The sequence below is a fragment of the Bacillus horti genome, from assembly GCF_030813115.1.
GTDB classification, from domain to species: Bacteria; Bacillota; Bacilli; order Caldalkalibacillales; family JCM-10596; genus Bacillus_CH; species Bacillus_CH horti.
Map to the genome: position 1 here is coordinate 40419 of NZ_JAUSTY010000008.1, position 16624 is coordinate 57042.

The window sequence follows — 16624 nt, forward strand, 5'->3', positions numbered from 1 at the left end:
TTTTTTTTCAGAACAAAAAAAGGATCTGTAGAATAATTCTACAAATCCTAGTTTTTCACCTTTATTTCCTCGTTTTGTTTCGTAGATTTCCGATTCAAACGCTGTAAAAGAAGCTGGAGGAGAGAATTAGAGGTACCTTCAAGGTAATAAGGTACGTCCTCATCTGGACAAAGAATGATTCCAAGCTGATGATGGTCCTCCTGATAAACAGACGATTTAGGAAATTTAATCTCACCTTGAAGATCAAGAACGTCTAGCTTGCAAAAGGCTAAATTGTTTTGCATAGCAGCATACAAGTCCTTACGTCGTTTTAGGGCTTGTCCATTTGCTTTAAGAATCACCTCTCCAGCCTGTAAGCCCATTTTTGCAGCAGGTGAACCAGGGATGATCGCTAATATTTTCAACCCTTCATTCGGGTGTACATAGATTGGTATCGCTTTAGCTTCCTTCATACGGCTCGCCCATATCATGGCATCATGTCCCAGAAAACTAAAAAGAATGGTAGGCCATATAAACCAAGCACTGATAAAGGCAGTAAGAGCACTAAAACCGATAAGAACCACACTATAGATAACCAGCCAAATAGCCGAAGACCTTGCTTTCTGCTGTGGAGTAGCACTAATCGTCTGCTCTGAATAACCTAACACAGCCGGTACAAGCATAAGCGAAAGGGGAAGAAGAAGCTCCCCTGAAAAAATGGGCCAGCCTTGAAACAAACCCTGCACCACGTTCTGTTCACTAGGAATCAGTAAGAATAGAGGCACAAACCAAAAGTGCTGAATATGGAACGCACCCACCAAACGTCCTCTTTTACTATGTATGAATATAGGTGTAGCTTTTTTTGCTCCAGATAAATAAACCAACAACGCTTCCACAAGATGAAGGAAAGCCACAAGGACAAAAATAGAGGGCAGTTCAGCCAGTCCCACTGTTTCCCCTAAGGTAGCAAGAACCGGAATGGTTTGTAGCTGGGGAAATAGGTCGACTAATGCAACAAGGAGAGCTAAAATTGCACCAGCGTAAGCAAAGCAAAGATACCTAACATGGAAAAGGGCTAGTAGAATAGCCACTAACCACAGGAATAAAAATACTTGAGCAGAAAGCACAACCCCGAAACCAACGATAAAAAGGGAAGCCACTAATCCACCCAGTAAACCAAAAAATACGGATTGAAGTACACCTTCTGCTACTGTATGAAGCTTAGCGCTGAATAGCTTACGCTCCATGTCAATCTGCCTTCTCCACTGCAAAGCAATAAGAAAAAGGAGGAGGTACGTAAACGGAGTAGTAAACAGGGAAGGAATCCCCTTAAGTAAAGTGAATAGCCATTCTGTCCACACATCCATCTATCGTTCCACCCTCCAAGCTCCCATTTGTAGCTCTATTTATGATACTTTTAAAGGCTTAGTCCGTTTTATCATTCTTATAGTTTCTCATTGTTCTTTGTTTGATTTAGCATTCAGCCCTTTTATAGGCTGTTTATCATTCAGTTTATTTTACGTGTTAGTTCATTTCTTCTAATAAAGTTTCGACTGCTTTTTTCAGCTGAACATCATGCTGCGGATCTCTCATCTGTTCAATCAGTTGCTCCTGAATAAGCTGAGCCGTTTCTTCATTAACACTTCCTGTAGAAGTAAGTTGATTAGCCGTTTGGTATTGCTGGACAGCTTGCTGAGTTTGTTCATCAAAGTAGCCGTCTGTACGTCCCGGATCATAGCCAAGTCCTTTGAGCATGATCTGTAAGCTTTTCACATTGTTGTCGTTCATATTAAGTGTTAGTTCTTCCTCCGTTTGAATTGGAGTAGCTGAGAAGTATTCTGGACGCTCTACAACAATGTCCGGCTGCACCCCTTCACCATGAACCCAATTTTCGTCTGGAGTTAACCATTTAGCAATCGTGATTTTAATTTCACTGCTATCCTTCAGCTCAACAGAGCTTTGCACGGTTCCTTTACCGAAGGATTTCGTTCCTACCACTTTATAGTGTCCAGCCTCCTGCAGAGCAGCAGCTAGAATCTCAGAAGCACTAGCACTTCCCTCATCAACTAATATTGTAATTGGGTATGGCTTCGGATCCTTCAATGTGGAACGATAAACCCCTAGCTTATCACCATCTCGATTCTGTATCTTAGTGATGACTGCTTCATTAGGTACAATCAGCTTACCGATTTCCCTTACTGCATCTAAATATCCACCTGGATTTCCACGCACATCTATAATCAAACCATCCATGTTTTGACCTTCTAATTCAGTTAATGCTGTTTTAAAATCCTCCGCTGTCTTTTGAGCAAAGGAGGTCAACTCAATTAAGCCTAATGTTTTCCCCTCTGCTTGAATCGTTTCCGAATATACGGTGTGTAATGGAATTTCATCTCTGATGACTGTAATCGTAATAGGTTCGGCTACCCCTGGTCTTTCAACCTCTAGTACCGCTTCTGTCCCTTTTGGACCTTTAATTTTCAAAACAGCACGTTGCAGATCAATGCCGTCTAAGCTTTCACCATTAACACTAAGTATTTGGTCATTAGGACGAAGCCCTGCCTTCTCAGCAGGTGCTCCTCGAATTGGAGCAACAATAGTTACTTTCCCATTCTGCATCATCACTTCAGCCCCAATACCCTCAAATGAGGATTGTAGGGAGCTCTTGAACTGTTCTGCTGTCTCAGGGTCCATATATACTGAATAAGGGTCATCCAATGTATTAAGCATGCCCTCTATCGCGCCTTCAAGAAGTTTGGTCTCATCCACCTCAAGCACATAGTTACCCCGAATAATCTCATAGGCTTCTATGATCTTATTAAATTGCTCTTCCACATCTGGTGTAACGGATGAATGCTGTGGCTGCCCTGCCCCTTGACGATCGGCAACTTGATCTAGAGCTGGAAGTGACATTCCTCCGTCTGCTGAACTGGCAAAAAGCATGGTCGCTAAACTACTGCCTACAATGGCTAGGGCAACGAGTAGTAGTACTGTTCTGCCTTTAACTAACATCTGTCTCCACCACCTTTTTCACTTTATTGCATGAAGGAGGCTTACCACAAGCTAAAAAAAACTTGTGAGAAGCCTCCATTTAGTTTATGTGTAGCATGTACTAATTATGACTATTTTATCAAATTTCGTTGTGAACTTCTACTTTTTATAACTATCTTAGTAAAGGTTATGTGACCAAGAGACAAAAGTGCTGTAAAGGATAGCTAAAAGTCCATTATTTCAGATAATCAACAGGGTCTGTTTGTACACCATTCTTATGCACTTCGAAATGAAGGTGTGGTCCAGTAGAGCGACCAGTTGATCCAACCTCAGCAATCTTCTGTTCCCTATCTACCCTGTCACCAACACTAACCACAATTCCTCCGTTGCGAATATGACCATATAATGTTCTAATTCCATCCCCGTGCTCAACAATAACTGTGTTTCCATAGCCATTTAGATATTCTGCCACTAACACTACGCCACTAGCCGCTGCTACAATTGTTGTTCCTTGTGGCGCACCGATATCCATTCCGTTATGTCCTCTAGTTTGGCCAGTAAACGGATCCTTACGTAGACCAAAGTGTGACGTTATTCGTTTACTATTAGGAACCGGCCATGCGAATATACCGTCCCATCGCAAGTCCTCTAACTCCTTCTGAGCAACTGCTTTTTGGTTAGCCAAGGCGGTAGCCGCAGCAAAGGCTTCTGCTTCCTCCCGTGCTAATTCTTCTTGAGTGACCTGAATCGCAGCAATGGCAACCTGCTTGTCCTTCTGTTGTTTTTCAAAGTCAGCTTTTAATGCGTTGAGTGAGTTAAGCTGTTCTTCTAATAAAACTAGATACTGCTCAATTTCTTCCTTTTTTTCTTCCACTAGTTCTTTCGCATGGATAAAATCCTCAACGATTTTTTGATCCTGCTGAACGAGCAAGGAAAGAAAGTCCAAACGCTCAAGAAATTCACCAAAATTAGATGAGCCCATTAGTACCTCTAGATAATCCACTGTTCCACCAGACTCATACATAGCCCTAACTCTTGTCTTGAGAAGATCTTCTCTCTTGGCTACTTGTTCTTCAGCAGCCTGTAGCTCTAAGGCAGCCTCATAAGCTTTAACTTCAGTGATTGCAATTTCAGTCTCCTGCAATTCAATATTGGACTTTGTTGTGGCAATCTCTAAGTCTAGCTTAACAATATCATCATTCAGTGTTCTTTCCTCAGCTATAAGCTCATTAACCTTGTTTCTTATTTCATTAATCTCTGCCCGAGTTTGAGCGTGCTGCCTCTCAAGCTCAGCAATCTCCGCTTCCTTCTGCCTAATTCTCTCGTCGTTACTGTTAGCTTGTCCCTCTAATGGATTCCCTATAAAAAGACTACCCGAAATGAGGCTGACCGTAACCACCATACTTAAAGAAACCTTTATCCAGTTCTTTTTTCCCCACACAGTCAATCGAAGTTCCTCCTCGCCAAACGTTATATACGACATTTTCAATGTGTTTATTTTTACTTTTACGAGCTTGACCGATATCAAGCTTGTAGTTCACCTCTTCTCCACACCTCCCAAAATGCAGTGTACGAGAGTGTACGAAGAAATCAATGAACGTAATGAACGATCTGAATCTTTTGCCAAATGATTATGTATGTATGGGGCTGTCCCAAGCCGGCTCACCCAAGCCCTCAGGTAGTTTTTCTTCTTAGGTAAACAGCTTTCTTGTCTGCCGAATCTCTAACGGACATACGAGACTCTTAGAGAATGACTTTTAGCTAATTCTATTTCTAACGGACATTTTTGACTCTTAGAATGAATATCTGGGGATTTTTCTTCAAATCACCCTTCTAAGGTGCAATTTTGTCCGTTAGAATTTTCAGAGGTACGAAAAGCACAGCTAAGGTGCAAATATGACCGTTAGAATTCACAAAACCCATTGTGCCCGTGCATAAATGTTTGTTAGAACGCACCTCTGTTAAATTAGGCATTTAAGTCTTTTAGGACAGCCCCTATATCTAAGCTTGTTAATTTTGAAAAGCACTTAACTCTTTCCTTAAATCAATCCAAATCTCGTTCCTTAAATTGATACAAGTTTAAAATCGATAAAGCTTCTGAATAATTTGGCATCTGGACATCTCCATTCGTTACTGCTTTACTCTATCGACTTCAAACTGCTTTCTCTTGAAGCTAAAAAAGTCTCACAATAGCACTAGATTCTAAGGAAACGGCGTACCGATGTGATGCTTCCCCATATACCGATAAAAGCCCCTATTCCTAATAGCAGACCAGATATCTGATAGGCTAGAGGATAGATCGGTAACAGAGCGAAAAAGTGGATTTCAAGTGTCTGTCCAACAGCTTCTAGAAGTTGTTGATAGCCGACCAGCAGGATGGCTATTGGAATGATTGAACCCATTATCCCTAGGAGGAGACCCTCGATAAAGAATGGCCAGCGTATGAACATATTTGTGGCACCCACTAGCTTCATAATTTCAATCTCACGACTTCGAGCTACGATCGTAATTTTTATCGTGTTGGCAATTAGAAGCATTGCGGTAAACGCCAAACCTATGATAAAAATTAGACCTATGTTTCTGACTGTATTAGTGACAGCAAACAGCCTTTCTACTGTCCCCGCCCCATAATTCACTCGATACACGTGGTCAAATTGTTCAATTTGCTGAGCTAGCTGCTCTGTTCCATGTGGATCAATAGCTTGTACAACAAATACGTCAGGTAACGGATTATTATCATCCTTAAACTCTTCAAAATGCTGACCCTGTTCACCCATACTACTTATAAAATTCTCTATTCCTTCATCCTTCGGAACGTAGGTTATCGCTCGGACACCTGACAGTGCTTCAAGCCCTTGCTCCACGGCTGCTATTTCTTCTTCACCAGATTCTAGGTCTAAAAAGACCCTAATTTCCACCTGATCCTCAATTTCCTGAGCGAAGGAATTCACATTCATCGCGAGCAACAGGAAAATTCCAAGAATAAGCAATGTTATCGTCACGGACAAAGCTGAGGCTACGGTCATCCAACCGTTTCGTCCGAGGTTTTTGACACCCTCGCGGACATGCCTCCCTAACGTTCTAATCTTCATAGCCGTACTCTCCTCTGTGCTGATCACGTGCAATTTTGCCATTTTCCACAGCTATGACGCGCTTTCTCATTGTGTTCACAATTTCTCTATTATGGGTCGCCATTACAATTGTTGTACCAGAATAATTAATATCATCGAACAGCTTCATAATCTCCCAAGATGTTTCTGGATCCAGGTTTCCTGTTGGCTCATCAGCAATGAGAATACCAGGGCTGTTGACTAATGCCCGAGCAATTGCTACTCGCTGCTGCTCCCCACCAGATAATTCATTTGGAAAGAATCTTGCTTTGTGTTTTAATTTAACTAAATCAAGAACTTCCATAACACGCTTTTTAATTTCGCGTTTGGATTTCTCAATGACTTCCATGGCAAAGGCTACATTTTCATAAACCGTAAGACGTGGCAGCAGCTTAAAGTCTTGGAAAACAACTCCCAACGAGCGTCTGAGCTTGGGTGTGTATCTATTTTTTAATTCACTTACGTTTGTCCCGTTTACAAATATCGTTCCTTTGGTCGGCTTCTCTTCACGGTACATAAGCTTAATAAAAGTAGATTTTCCAGCACCACTAGGACCTACTACATAAACAAACTCGCCTTTGGAGATTTGGATATCTATTCCCGTTAAGGCATTCACACCGTTTGGATAGGTCTTCCAAACATCCTGCATTTCTATCATTATTAATCACTTCCAATTTTATCTAAAGTTGAGGTGTGCTTAGCACCCTAAGCACTTCATGTCGAAATGCACAATAGGAATTCCTACAACACTTCGACACCTAAGACAAGAAACCCTTTTTTATTTGACACATTTTGCTTCAAATAAAGCGGTTTTTTATCGACAAAGTCTATTATACTTGAAAAAATGCGCTGAAAGTTTGACAATTATTACATTCCTGTAATTTTCTAATGACCGAATGATGTTGATAGGAGGAAGAAATCATGACTGAGAAGCATCAAAAAAGAGAAAATGATGCGCCAAGTGTTAATTCAAACCATACTGTCATACATGAAAATATTCTTATTATTGGAGCTGGGCCATGTGGTTTAGCGGCAGCCATCGCTTTACAAGAACAGGGCTTTGAGCCGTTAGTGATTGATAAAGGGAATGTGGTACACACATTAAGTCGCTATCCTACTCACCAAACATTCTTTAGTTCGGCAGAAAAACTCGAAATAGGGGGGCTCCCTTTTACCATTGAACAGCGTAAGCCAAACCGAAGCCAAGCTCTGGCGTATTATAGAGAGGTGGCTAAGCGTAAAAAAATTAGAATTCAGCCCTATGTAGAGGTGCTTTCTATTGTTCCTACAGCTACTACAGAGAGTGGTTCTATGCCAAAAATTAACGATGTGACAGATTTGGGAACATCTAAGGAATCTGAAGAACAGAAAATAGAGCAGGGAAAAATGGGAGAGAAAGAAAAGATAGGACAACAGATAGCTACATCGTCTTCTGCCAAACCTCTTTTCCAGGTACACGGACATTCGCAGGATAAGCAGGACGTGTATTATACCGCTAACTATGTTATTTTAGCGACGGGCTACTATGACAATCCAAACCTGATGTGTATCCCAGGTGAGGAATTAAATAAGGTGTTCCATTACTTTCATGAAGCCCATCCGTTTTATGATCAGCATGTCACTGTGATTGGTGGGAAAAATTCGGCCGTAGATGCCGCTTTAGAGCTAGAGAAGGTTGGAGCACACGTAACTGTGCTGTATCGCGGTGAAACATATTCATCAAGTGTGAAGCCATGGATATTACCTGAATTTGATGCTCTTGTGCGTCATGGAAAAGTAGCTATGGAGTTCGGCGCAGAAGTTATAGAGATCAAAGAAAAGGAACTGAGCTATAAGATAAATGGAGAAGTAAAAACCATTGCCAACGATTTTGTTTTCGCTATGACCGGATATCATCCTGATCACGCGTTCCTTCATAAGCTTGGTGTTGGCACCGATAGCGAAACAGGTCGTCCTCATTTTGCGGAAGAAACGATGGAAACGAATGTACCTAATGTGTTTATTGCTGGCGTGATTGCAGCTGGAAACAATGCGAATGAAATTTTTATTGAAAATGGACGCTTTCATGGAGAGCTAATTGCTAAGGAAATTGCTAACAGAGAGGGTATGTGAAGGGTTAAGTAGCTTTTCAATAGTGAGTTCGTTAAGCCAACCAACCGAAAAAAACAAGCCAGGGCATGATCAACCATTAATTATTCTCCTAGCTATTTACACAATTAAAGGGACATTCCTTGCATGAATCATGTACTTCTTGAAGCAGGCTGATTTGACATTAAGCCGGCAATCGAATCAGGAGGCACACTCATGTTAATGCTGTCCCTTTTTTTAATCAGTTGGTGTATTCTATTAAGTTATACATTTCTCTAGAAGGAGATTGTTATATGAGGTAATTTAAAAACGAAGCTTAAAAGCTTGGTATTGATTGAACGAGATGCTCTCATTACAAAGTAAAAGCATTATTCATTGTAGCAATTAATTGTATGCAAATTATGCTTTTTATGCACTACTTGTTGCAATCTCTTTAAGTACATGCTGCTCTTCTTCAAGCTTACTTAGCTTCGCAACTTGATAATCCAGTCTTCGATCTACGTGATCAAATCTTTCATTCATTTCTTGCCGTAGCTCAGCAATTTCTTGACGAAACTCTTGGCGTAGTTCCTGACCCATCGTAATCATTCCTTGCTGTAATTCCGTAATCGCCTGCATGATCATTTTGGTCTCTTCACTCATCTTCTTCCCCTCTCCCTTTCATTATCATTAGGCCAAATCTAGGGTTATTATACCAGGAGTTGGAGGAAAAATGGTTAAAATAGATGAATTAGTTTTTATTAAATTTTTTCAAGCCATCCTTTGATTATTTTAGAAAGATGATTTTTTCAAAGGAAACGCTAGCTTACCCATGGACACTTGTCTACGTGCTCCTGTAGCTGATGGTAAAGTGTTTGGTAGTCCGTGAAGAAATTGATAACCTAGAACAGCAAATGCCACAGCTTCCTTAGCATCACTAGAAAAACCGAGATCTTCCATTATCTGAACCTGTATCTTCGTTGTTTTCTCCAACTCTCGTAATATAAATCCATTATGCGCTCCGCCTCCGCTAACGATGATCTCATCGATTTGGCATACTGGCTCTACAAATCTATAAAGCTGATCAGCAATAGAGTGGGCGGTGTAGGCGGAGATTGTAGCTATAATATCAGGATCAGAGAGCCCCTGCGTTCTTCCCTCTTCATATAAGCTTTGTGCCTTCTGTGTAGTGTAATATTCTCGACCTGTAGATTTCGGTATATCTTGATCTAAATATGAATCCTCCCGCATCATTTTAGTCAACCAATCCTGCGAAACTCTTCCTCCACTAGCAAGGCTCCCTCCTTCATCGTACCTTTTTTCCCCTTCTGTCACGATTCGTACAATGGCATCCAGCAGTACGTTCCCTGGTCCAGTATCAAAGGCAATAATCTCGTCAGGCTGTGCCTTTTTAGGAAGAACGCTGATGTTACTGATACCCCCAATATTCAGTAGCACTCGATTTTTCTCTTCAGATGCAAATAGCAGATAGTCGACGAAGGGAACCAAGGGGGCACCCTGTCCCCCTACCGCCATATCACTTGGACGAAAGTCTCCAACGGTAAGCACACCCGTTTCCTCTGCAATCACAGCTAGCTCACCAATTTGAAGAGTGGCTTGCTCATCAGGACTATGATAGATTGTTTGACCGTGTGAGCCAACAAAATCAATTTGGCTTATGTCCATACCTGCGTTTGTTACAACCTTAGTGGCTGCTTTGGCAAACTTATGACCAAGCTTTACATTCCATGCACATATCTTATCTACCGTTGATGTACTAGGCTGACAAAGCTGTAAAATATCTTGTTTTTCTTGCTGAGTGTAAGGGATCGTTTCAAAGGCTATTAACTGTATATCCATCTCTGAATTAGAATGAGAGATTTCTAATACTGCAACATCAATTCCGTCTAGTGATGTTCCTGACATTAGCCCTATGGCTAGCTTTTTTTCTTTTGAAAGGATTTGATTAATTGTTTGTAACATATAAGACACCTCTTTTTTAGCTAGAACTACAGTCTTCTAATTAAAAATACCCATAAGGTACGAGAATAAAGAAAGATCTTCCCTTCTTCATAATGTTATTTTATTTATCTTAATTATATAAATATTTAAAAAATATTTTAAAAGCTTTTTTTGTTCTTATATCAACAATCCCTGACATGAATTTTGAATACCCCTCTATCCACTCAAATTAAAGCTTGTCCCCTCTAGAAGATAAAGCTATAATTTTAGAGTATATACGCTTTTTATCATCCCTTAATTTAGAGTCAATTCAACAAATTCCACCTAACAATCCATTACATTCCACTACAACATTTCGACAATCTCATGATTTGGAATAATTTTCTATATATTGCTAAAGCTAAATGTATTAGAAAGAATGTATCCTTATTCTATTTAGAAACATTTTGATGGGATTTAACGTTTTAATTAATGATGCAAGTATTGTGTGAAATTTTTGTTCTGAGTCAACTTTTTTGAGCTAATCAGGGTAGATAAGATATATAACGGATATAAGTTACTTAGGGATAGATATCCTTAAATTTAAGTAAACATATTAAGATTAACAAAATTAGAGAGAGAGTTAGGAGCAGTGAAATCATGTGTGGCATTAACGGTATACTTCATTTAAACGCAAACAGCTCAGATTCATCGTCAATGGACATGGAACGCCTTTTACAGGGAATGTGTAACCAAATGATACATAGAGGTCCTGATGACGACGGTATTCATGTTGATGCTAGAGGCGGCCTTGGATTCAGAAGACTATCGATTATTGATACCGAAGGTGCTCACCAGCCTTTAAAAAATGAGGACGGCACGATCTTTCTTGTTTGTAATGGGGAGATCTATAATTATTTAGCTTTGAGAAAAGAACTAGAGCAGAAAGGACACCAGCTCTCTACACAAGGGGATGCTGAGACAGTTCTGCATCTATATGAGGAATACGGCTTTGATTGTGTTAACCATCTGCGGGGCATGTTTGCCTTTATCATTTGGGACACTCGTACACAAACTTTATTTGGAGCTAGGGATCACTTTGGTATTAAGCCATTTTACTATACGTACGATCACGAGAGGCTTGTTTGTTCCTCAGAGCTTAAGAGTATTATCAGTACTAAGCCGGGTAAATGGGATATTGATGTTCAAGGATTATATCACTACTTGAGCTTTCAATATGTTCCTGAGCCAAGAACGATGATAGATGGTGTGAAAAAGCTCCCACCTGGTCACCGCCTTATCGCTAGAGGTCAGGATGTTCACGTAGAGCGCTATTGGAAGCCACAGTTCCAGTCTGTTCAACAGGATAAGCAAGCGCTGGCGAAAAAAATTCGAGCTACATTCGACGAATCTGTTGAGCTTCACCTGCAAAGTGATGTGCCAGTCGGATGCTTTTTATCTAGTGGCGTAGATTCAACAGCTATTACAGCCAAAGTTTCACAGTTAAAGAAAACTCACTCGTTTTCTGTTGGATTCGAAGGAAATAACAACGAGCTACCGTTCTCAAGAGAAACAGCTCAAATTCTTAAAACGGAGCATCATGAGTGGCTAATTACAGAACAAGATTATTTTGATGCCCTGCCTTCCTGTATTCATTATCAGGATGACCCTGTGGCTGACCCGTCTGCTGTTGCCTTAAACCTAGTTTCAAAAATGGCTTCAGAGTACGTAACAGTTGTACTCTCCGGTGAAGGAGCAGATGAACTATTCGGTGGCTATCGGATTTATCAAGAGCCGGACGCTCTGAGATACCTGAGCTGGATGCCAGATAAGCTGAAGCAGGGTATGCAAAGCCTATTAGGAAATAGTCGTTCCTTCTATGGAAAGAATTATCTTATGCGAGCGACAACACCTTTGGAGCAACGCTTTATAGGAAATGCCAAGATCTTCACGGACGATATTCAGAATGTGCTTGGTCCACAGCTTCTTGCCGATTTGCGCTTCTTACAGGACGCCTTTGAATGGAGTCAGCAATATTATCAGGAGGCAGCACACGGAGATGATGTAACTAAAATGCAAACGGTAGATATGAATCTATGGCTTCCAGGAAATATTTTAGCTAAGGGAGATAAGATGTCCATGGCCCATTCTCTTGAGCTAAGGGTTCCTTTCTTAGATCGAGAAATGTTTGCTGTCGCCCAGTCAATCCCGACAGAATATAAGGTGAATCGCCAGACAACAAAAGCTATTTTACGCGAAGCGCTTAGTGATCTTGTCCCACAGCATATCATTAACCGTGCTAAGCTAGGATTTCCTATTCCCATTGCAGAGTGGCTAAAGGGTAAGCGTGGAGACGAGTGTTTAGCCGTGATTAAGTCTAGCGGAATAGATGCCTACATTAATATTCCGTTTGTAGAATCTCTCATGGACAAGCACAGACGAGGAGAAGGAAACTTTGCTCGTAAAATTTGGACCATCTATATATTTGCTCAATGGTACCAAACTTATGTTAAGCAGAATGATCAGCTTTTGGTCTCAGTAGGATAACGTATTATGATATCAGCTGTTCAGCTGTTTGAGTAATTAGGCAGTAATAGAATAAAATCAAAAGAAGCACAACATATAATTAACCGAAACACATTTCATATATTAAATTGAAACACGTCACATGACGCTCATGAAATGACAAGATCTGTTCCAGCTTAGCAGTTGGACAGATCTTTTTTGTGGTTGGATAGATCTTTTTTTACGATTTTTTACACAGAGTATCAGGTTATCAATATTTCCACGGAAATGTTACACCCAATCATTTTTTTCAGCACAATCTACTAAGAGCAAGTAGATCATGTCATATTGTATACTAACTTAGCCAATGTCTCTAGGATGGTAGATGGATAACTTACACGAAACAACGTTTTCAGCCTATTAGATCTCATTGCAAACTGCTTTGATGACACAACCGCAATAAGACTTAATATTTGCTATAATATATAGAAGCTTTCTCACAAGGGAGGTAACAAGATGAAACCAACAAAGCGTAAAACAAAGGTTAAAGAAAATTCTTTAACTTATCATGATTATGCTAACTTATCCAATGACGGAAATAATTATGAATTGGTTGATGGAGCCCTTGAATTAATGACACCTTCTCCTACACCAAAACATCAGCTAGTAAGCTTTTACATGCAAAAGGTCTTAACAGATAGCTGTTTATCCTACTACATTGTCCTTTCTTCACCAGTTGATCTTATTTTATCAGACACCGAAGTAAGACAGCCTGATCTTGTCATGGTACACCGCGATAGAATCAGCATGATATCAAAGAGGGGAATTGAGGGAGTCCCGGATTTAGTGGTGGAAATTCTTTCTCCGCACTCTGTCAAAAGAGACAAGCAAAGTAAGCTAAAATCATACGCCAAGCATCAAATCCCTGAGTATTGGATTGTCGATCCAGCAAACGAGGCTTTAGAGCAATATATGTTGACTAATAACGAGAAAAGCAAGGCAGAAAGACATTACGAGCTCATAAATGTTTACGATAGAACAGAAACTGTTCAGTCAGAACGCTTATCATGTGTTTCCTTTACCGTTGCCCAAATTGTTGAACCAGCTTCTGAATTGCCTTAATGAATAAAGGTTTGGACTTACTTCTACACTTAGAGTCAAAGATCTTTTTTGACAAAATAAAAAGCACTACATTATAATCATGCAATGCCTAAAAGTAATGTTTAATAACAGGTTTTTTAACAAAGGTAGATGTAAAATTACTCAACTTTTTATACTACTTACTTTTTACTACTTACTTTTTATACTACTTACTTTTTAGTTCTTAATTTTTATTCTTCTTTATACTTCTTACTTTTTACAACCTAAGCTTCTTTTTTAAAGCCTTCTCCTAATACCTCGTTTGCGTTATGCACAATTACAAACGCGTTGGGGTCGTGAAGTTTTACTAGATGCTTCAGTTTAGAAATCTCCATCTGATGAACGACACACATTAACACAGGACGCTCGTCCTCCGTATAACCACCTGTAGCCTTAAGCTTTGTCATTCCACGGTCTAGGTCATTTAGTAGGGCTTGGCTGATTTTTTCTGCTTCATTGGAAATGATATAGGCCACCTTGGCATAGCCTAATCCAACCTGAACTAAATCAATCGTTTTGCTCGTCACATACAAGCTAATTAAGGCATAAAGAGCAAATTCAATATTGAAAGCAAATGCCGAAGCTGTAACAACCAGTCCATCCAAAATTAAGACAGCCACACCTAAGGAAAGCCCCGTATACTTGTGGATAATCTGTGCGGCTAAATCCGTCCCCCCTGTGGACGCTTTACCTCTAAAGACAAGCCCTAACCCTAAGCCGATTCCGATTCCTCCAAATAAGGCAGCTAATAAAGGCTCAGTTGTAATGGGCTCCATATTTCTACTTAGATAAACGACAAAAGGTAATAAAATGGTACCTACGAGTGTCTTAACACCAAACTGTTTCCCCAGGAAAATAACACCCGCAATAAACAACGGTATATTTAATACCCATTGAGTAATCGCTGGCTCAATACCGAAGAGATGACCTGTAATCGTACTAATTCCGCTTACCCCACCTGAAGCAATTTCATTTGGGAATAGAAACAAACGGAAAGCTAGTCCTACAATAATAGAGCCTAAAATAATATAAGAATAATCGATCGTGAGCTGCACCGCTTTACTTCTTGGAGCAGCATTTCGTTGTCTATGCTTATTGTTAACCATGTTGTCTCCTTCTTCATGTATATCAAACCCTATTTTGGATCATCTACATGATTCTTTCATTTACATAACCCTTCTTCTATTTCAATAATCACCTAAATCAATTTACATAGGCAATCCATAGATGATAGTCATTCAATTCAACCTTTCTAGTATAATCAATTCCGACCTTTAAAATCAATATCATTTTGCACACTACGGGGAGCCAATGTCGTAGCAAACAACAGAAATTTATTGAGGCGCGTAGGAGCCTAGTTTCTCTCTTCCTCTAACTAAGAATTTCACTATCGAAGCATTTTTTGGATCCCATCTACGGTCAATTCATCTTAAAAGGTTTTTTACATCTTATAGAACCTCTAGGACAATATTTGCACCTTAGAAGAGCTTTATGCATCTCCTCGAATCTCTAACGGTCATATCTGCTACTTAGAGGAGTTTTTTGGATCTCTAAACCTCTAACGGTCATATTTGCAGCTTAAAAGTGAATTCCGAACTAAATCATGAGATTTCCCATTCTAAGAGTCGAAAATATCCGTTAGAGATCAACTCAGATAAAAAAAGACCTCTAACGGTCAAAAATGTCCGTTAGAGGTAGTTTGTTGAACTGATATGGTGGGGAGCATCCCAGCACTTACTATTATCCTGCATTTACTATTATTGCAGCTGAATGCGTAGATACGCGTCAATAAACGGATCGAGTTCTCCGTCCATGACAGCGTTCACGTTTCCTACTTCCTTGTTTGTACGATGGTCCTTGACCATACTATACGGATGGAATACGTAGGAGCGAATTTGGCTCCCCCAAGCGATATCCTTCTGATCCCCTTTGATTTCGTTCAGCTGCTTCTGCTGTTCTTCTACCTGCTTTTCATACAGCCTTCCCATAAGGATTTTCATGGCTTTCTCACGGTTCTTGATTTGAGAACGCTCTGATTGACAGGTTACTACCACACCTGTAGGAATGTGAGTAATCCGTACAGCAGAGTCAGTCGTATTAACGTGCTGTCCACCTGCCCCGCTAGAGCGGTACGTATCAATCTTTAAATCATCAGGACGAATGTCAATATCAATATCATCATCTAGCTCTGGCACTACACTACAGGAAACGAAAGATGTGTGTCTACGACCTGAGGAATCAAACGGTGATATCCTCACCAGACGATGGACTCCTTTTTCCGCTTTTAGATAGCCATAGGCGTTATGACCTTTAATGAGCAGGGTAACACTTTTTACCCCTGCCTCGTCTCCTGGAAGATAGTCGAGGGTTTCAACCTTAAACCCTTTATCCTCAGACCAGCGTGTGTACATTCTCAGGAGCATTTCTGCCCAATCCTGAGATTCTGTCCCTCCTGCTCCCGGATGCAGCTCAAGAATGGCACTGTTTTTATCATGTGGTTCACTTAGCAATAGTTGTAGCTCAAATTCTTGAATGTCATTTTTAATTGACTTGACCGCCTGAGCCGCCTCTTCTAAGAGACTTTCATCTCCTTCTTCCTTCGCTAGCTCAAGCATGACAAGAACATCTTCATATTCTCCAGCCATTTTATTATAGCGGTCAACACTCGCTTTCAGTGCGTTAGATTCATTAATGGTCTTTTGAGCTGCTTCTTGATCATTCCAGAATTCAGGCTGAGCCATCACTTCCTCCAGCTCAGCAATACGTCTCTCCTTATTTTCTAAGTCAAAGAGACCCCCTAAATTCATTTAATCGCTGCTCAATCATCTGTAAATCCTGTTTTACATCGGGAAGTAACATCCTCATTCACCTCGTCTTAATTTTGCCCAAAT

Annotated in this window: 12 protein-coding genes; 3 read left to right on the forward strand and 9 right to left on the reverse strand. The window is 40.3% G+C overall.

Translation table 11 applies throughout. From position 1 onward, the window contains the following. Nucleotides 1-47: 47 nt before the first annotated feature. From J2S11_RS10795 to ftsE, 5 genes are all read right to left on the reverse strand, one after another. Complete coding sequence (locus J2S11_RS10795) at nucleotides 48-1346, reverse strand: PDZ domain-containing protein (RefSeq protein ID WP_307394415.1); 1299 nt, start codon at nucleotides 1344-1346, stop codon at nucleotides 48-50. A gap of 157 nt (nucleotides 1347-1503) precedes the next feature. Further along, on the reverse strand, nucleotides 1504-2991 hold the full coding sequence (locus tag J2S11_RS10800) for a S41 family peptidase (RefSeq protein ID WP_307394417.1): 1488 nt from the start codon (nucleotides 2989-2991) through the stop codon (nucleotides 1504-1506). 214 nt (nucleotides 2992-3205) lie between these two features. Beyond that, nucleotides 3206-4411, reverse strand: a complete 1206-nt coding sequence (locus J2S11_RS10805) for a murein hydrolase activator EnvC family protein (RefSeq protein WP_307394703.1) — start codon at nucleotides 4409-4411, stop codon at nucleotides 3206-3208. A gap of 754 nt (nucleotides 4412-5165) precedes the next feature. Next, nucleotides 5166-6062, reverse strand: coding sequence for a permease-like cell division protein FtsX (gene ftsX, locus J2S11_RS10810; RefSeq protein ID WP_307394419.1), 897 nt, complete (start codon nucleotides 6060-6062; stop codon nucleotides 5166-5168). Further along, the gene (ftsE, locus tag J2S11_RS10815) at nucleotides 6052-6738 is read right to left on the reverse strand and encodes a cell division ATP-binding protein FtsE (RefSeq protein ID WP_307394421.1); all 687 of its coding nucleotides are present in this window, start codon (nucleotides 6736-6738) and stop codon (nucleotides 6052-6054) included. The genes ftsX and ftsE overlap by 11 nt, the downstream gene beginning before the upstream one ends. 263 nt (nucleotides 6739-7001) lie before the next feature. On the opposite strand from ftsE, the gene J2S11_RS10820 reads away from it, so the two are divergent. Further along, nucleotides 7002-8192, forward strand: coding sequence for a YpdA family putative bacillithiol disulfide reductase (locus tag J2S11_RS10820; protein ID WP_307394423.1), 1191 nt, complete (start codon nucleotides 7002-7004; stop codon nucleotides 8190-8192). A 384-nt stretch (nucleotides 8193-8576) separates the two neighbouring features. Here the strand turns inward: J2S11_RS10820 and J2S11_RS10825 are convergent, their stop codons facing one another. Both J2S11_RS10825 and J2S11_RS10830 read right to left on the reverse strand, forming a co-directional pair. After that, nucleotides 8577-8810, reverse strand: coding sequence for a hypothetical protein (locus J2S11_RS10825; protein ID WP_307394425.1), 234 nt, complete (start codon nucleotides 8808-8810; stop codon nucleotides 8577-8579). Nucleotides 8811-8939: 129 nt separating this feature from the next. Further along, a complete protein-coding gene (locus J2S11_RS10830) occupies nucleotides 8940-10130 on the reverse strand; it encodes an anhydro-N-acetylmuramic acid kinase (RefSeq protein ID WP_307394426.1) in 1191 nt (396 codons plus the stop codon). Nucleotides 10131-10748: 618 nt separating this feature from the next. Here J2S11_RS10830 and asnB point away from each other — a divergent pair. After that, nucleotides 10749-12635: an asparagine synthase (glutamine-hydrolyzing) gene (gene asnB, locus J2S11_RS10835; protein WP_307394428.1), complete on the forward strand. Its 1887-nt coding sequence runs from the start codon at nucleotides 10749-10751 to the stop codon at nucleotides 12633-12635. 474 nt (nucleotides 12636-13109) lie between these two features. Beyond that, nucleotides 13110-13715 carry a Uma2 family endonuclease gene (locus J2S11_RS10840; RefSeq protein WP_307394429.1) on the forward strand — a complete coding sequence of 202 codons (606 nt, stop codon included), beginning with the start codon at nucleotides 13110-13112 and terminating at the stop codon, nucleotides 13713-13715. 242 nt (nucleotides 13716-13957) lie between these two features. Here J2S11_RS10840 and J2S11_RS10845 read toward each other — a convergent pair whose 3' ends face one another. Both J2S11_RS10845 and prfB read right to left on the reverse strand, forming a co-directional pair. Beyond that, nucleotides 13958-14839, reverse strand: coding sequence for a YitT family protein (locus tag J2S11_RS10845; protein WP_307394431.1), 882 nt, complete (start codon nucleotides 14837-14839; stop codon nucleotides 13958-13960). A gap of 651 nt (nucleotides 14840-15490) precedes the next feature. Further along, nucleotides 15491-16592 (reverse strand): peptide chain release factor 2 gene (gene prfB / locus J2S11_RS10850; protein WP_307394432.1). Its coding sequence is split into 2 segments (ribosomal slippage): nucleotides 15491-16519 and nucleotides 16521-16592, totalling 1101 coding nucleotides; the frame shifts between segments, so codons are not numbered across the junction. Between the last annotated feature and the right edge of the window lie 32 nt (nucleotides 16593-16624).

Excerpts from the sequence above, each read along its gene's own strand:
- J2S11_RS10825 (WP_307394425.1), bottom strand. The coding sequence starts at position 8,810 with ATGAGTGAAGAGACCAAAATGATCATGCAGGCGATTACGGAATTACAG.
- J2S11_RS10830 (WP_307394426.1), bottom strand. The coding sequence starts at position 10,130 with ATGTTACAAACAATTAATCAAATCCTTTCAAAAGAAAAAAAGCTAGCC.
- J2S11_RS10840 (WP_307394429.1), top strand. The coding sequence starts at position 13,110 with ATGAAACCAACAAAGCGTAAAACAAAGGTTAAAGAAAATTCTTTAACT.
- J2S11_RS10800 (WP_307394417.1), bottom strand. The coding sequence starts at position 2,991 with ATGTTAGTTAAAGGCAGAACAGTACTACTACTCGTTGCCCTAGCCATT.
- ftsX (WP_307394419.1), bottom strand. The coding sequence starts at position 6,062 with ATGAAGATTAGAACGTTAGGGAGGCATGTCCGCGAGGGTGTCAAAAAC.
- asnB (WP_307394428.1), top strand. The coding sequence starts at position 10,749 with ATGTGTGGCATTAACGGTATACTTCATTTAAACGCAAACAGCTCAGAT.
- J2S11_RS10795 (WP_307394415.1), bottom strand. The coding sequence starts at position 1,346 with ATGGATGTGTGGACAGAATGGCTATTCACTTTACTTAAGGGGATTCCT.
- J2S11_RS10845 (WP_307394431.1), bottom strand. The coding sequence starts at position 14,839 with ATGGTTAACAATAAGCATAGACAACGAAATGCTGCTCCAAGAAGTAAA.
- ftsE (WP_307394421.1), bottom strand. The coding sequence starts at position 6,738 with ATGATAGAAATGCAGGATGTTTGGAAGACCTATCCAAACGGTGTGAAT.
- J2S11_RS10820 (WP_307394423.1), top strand. The coding sequence starts at position 7,002 with ATGACTGAGAAGCATCAAAAAAGAGAAAATGATGCGCCAAGTGTTAAT.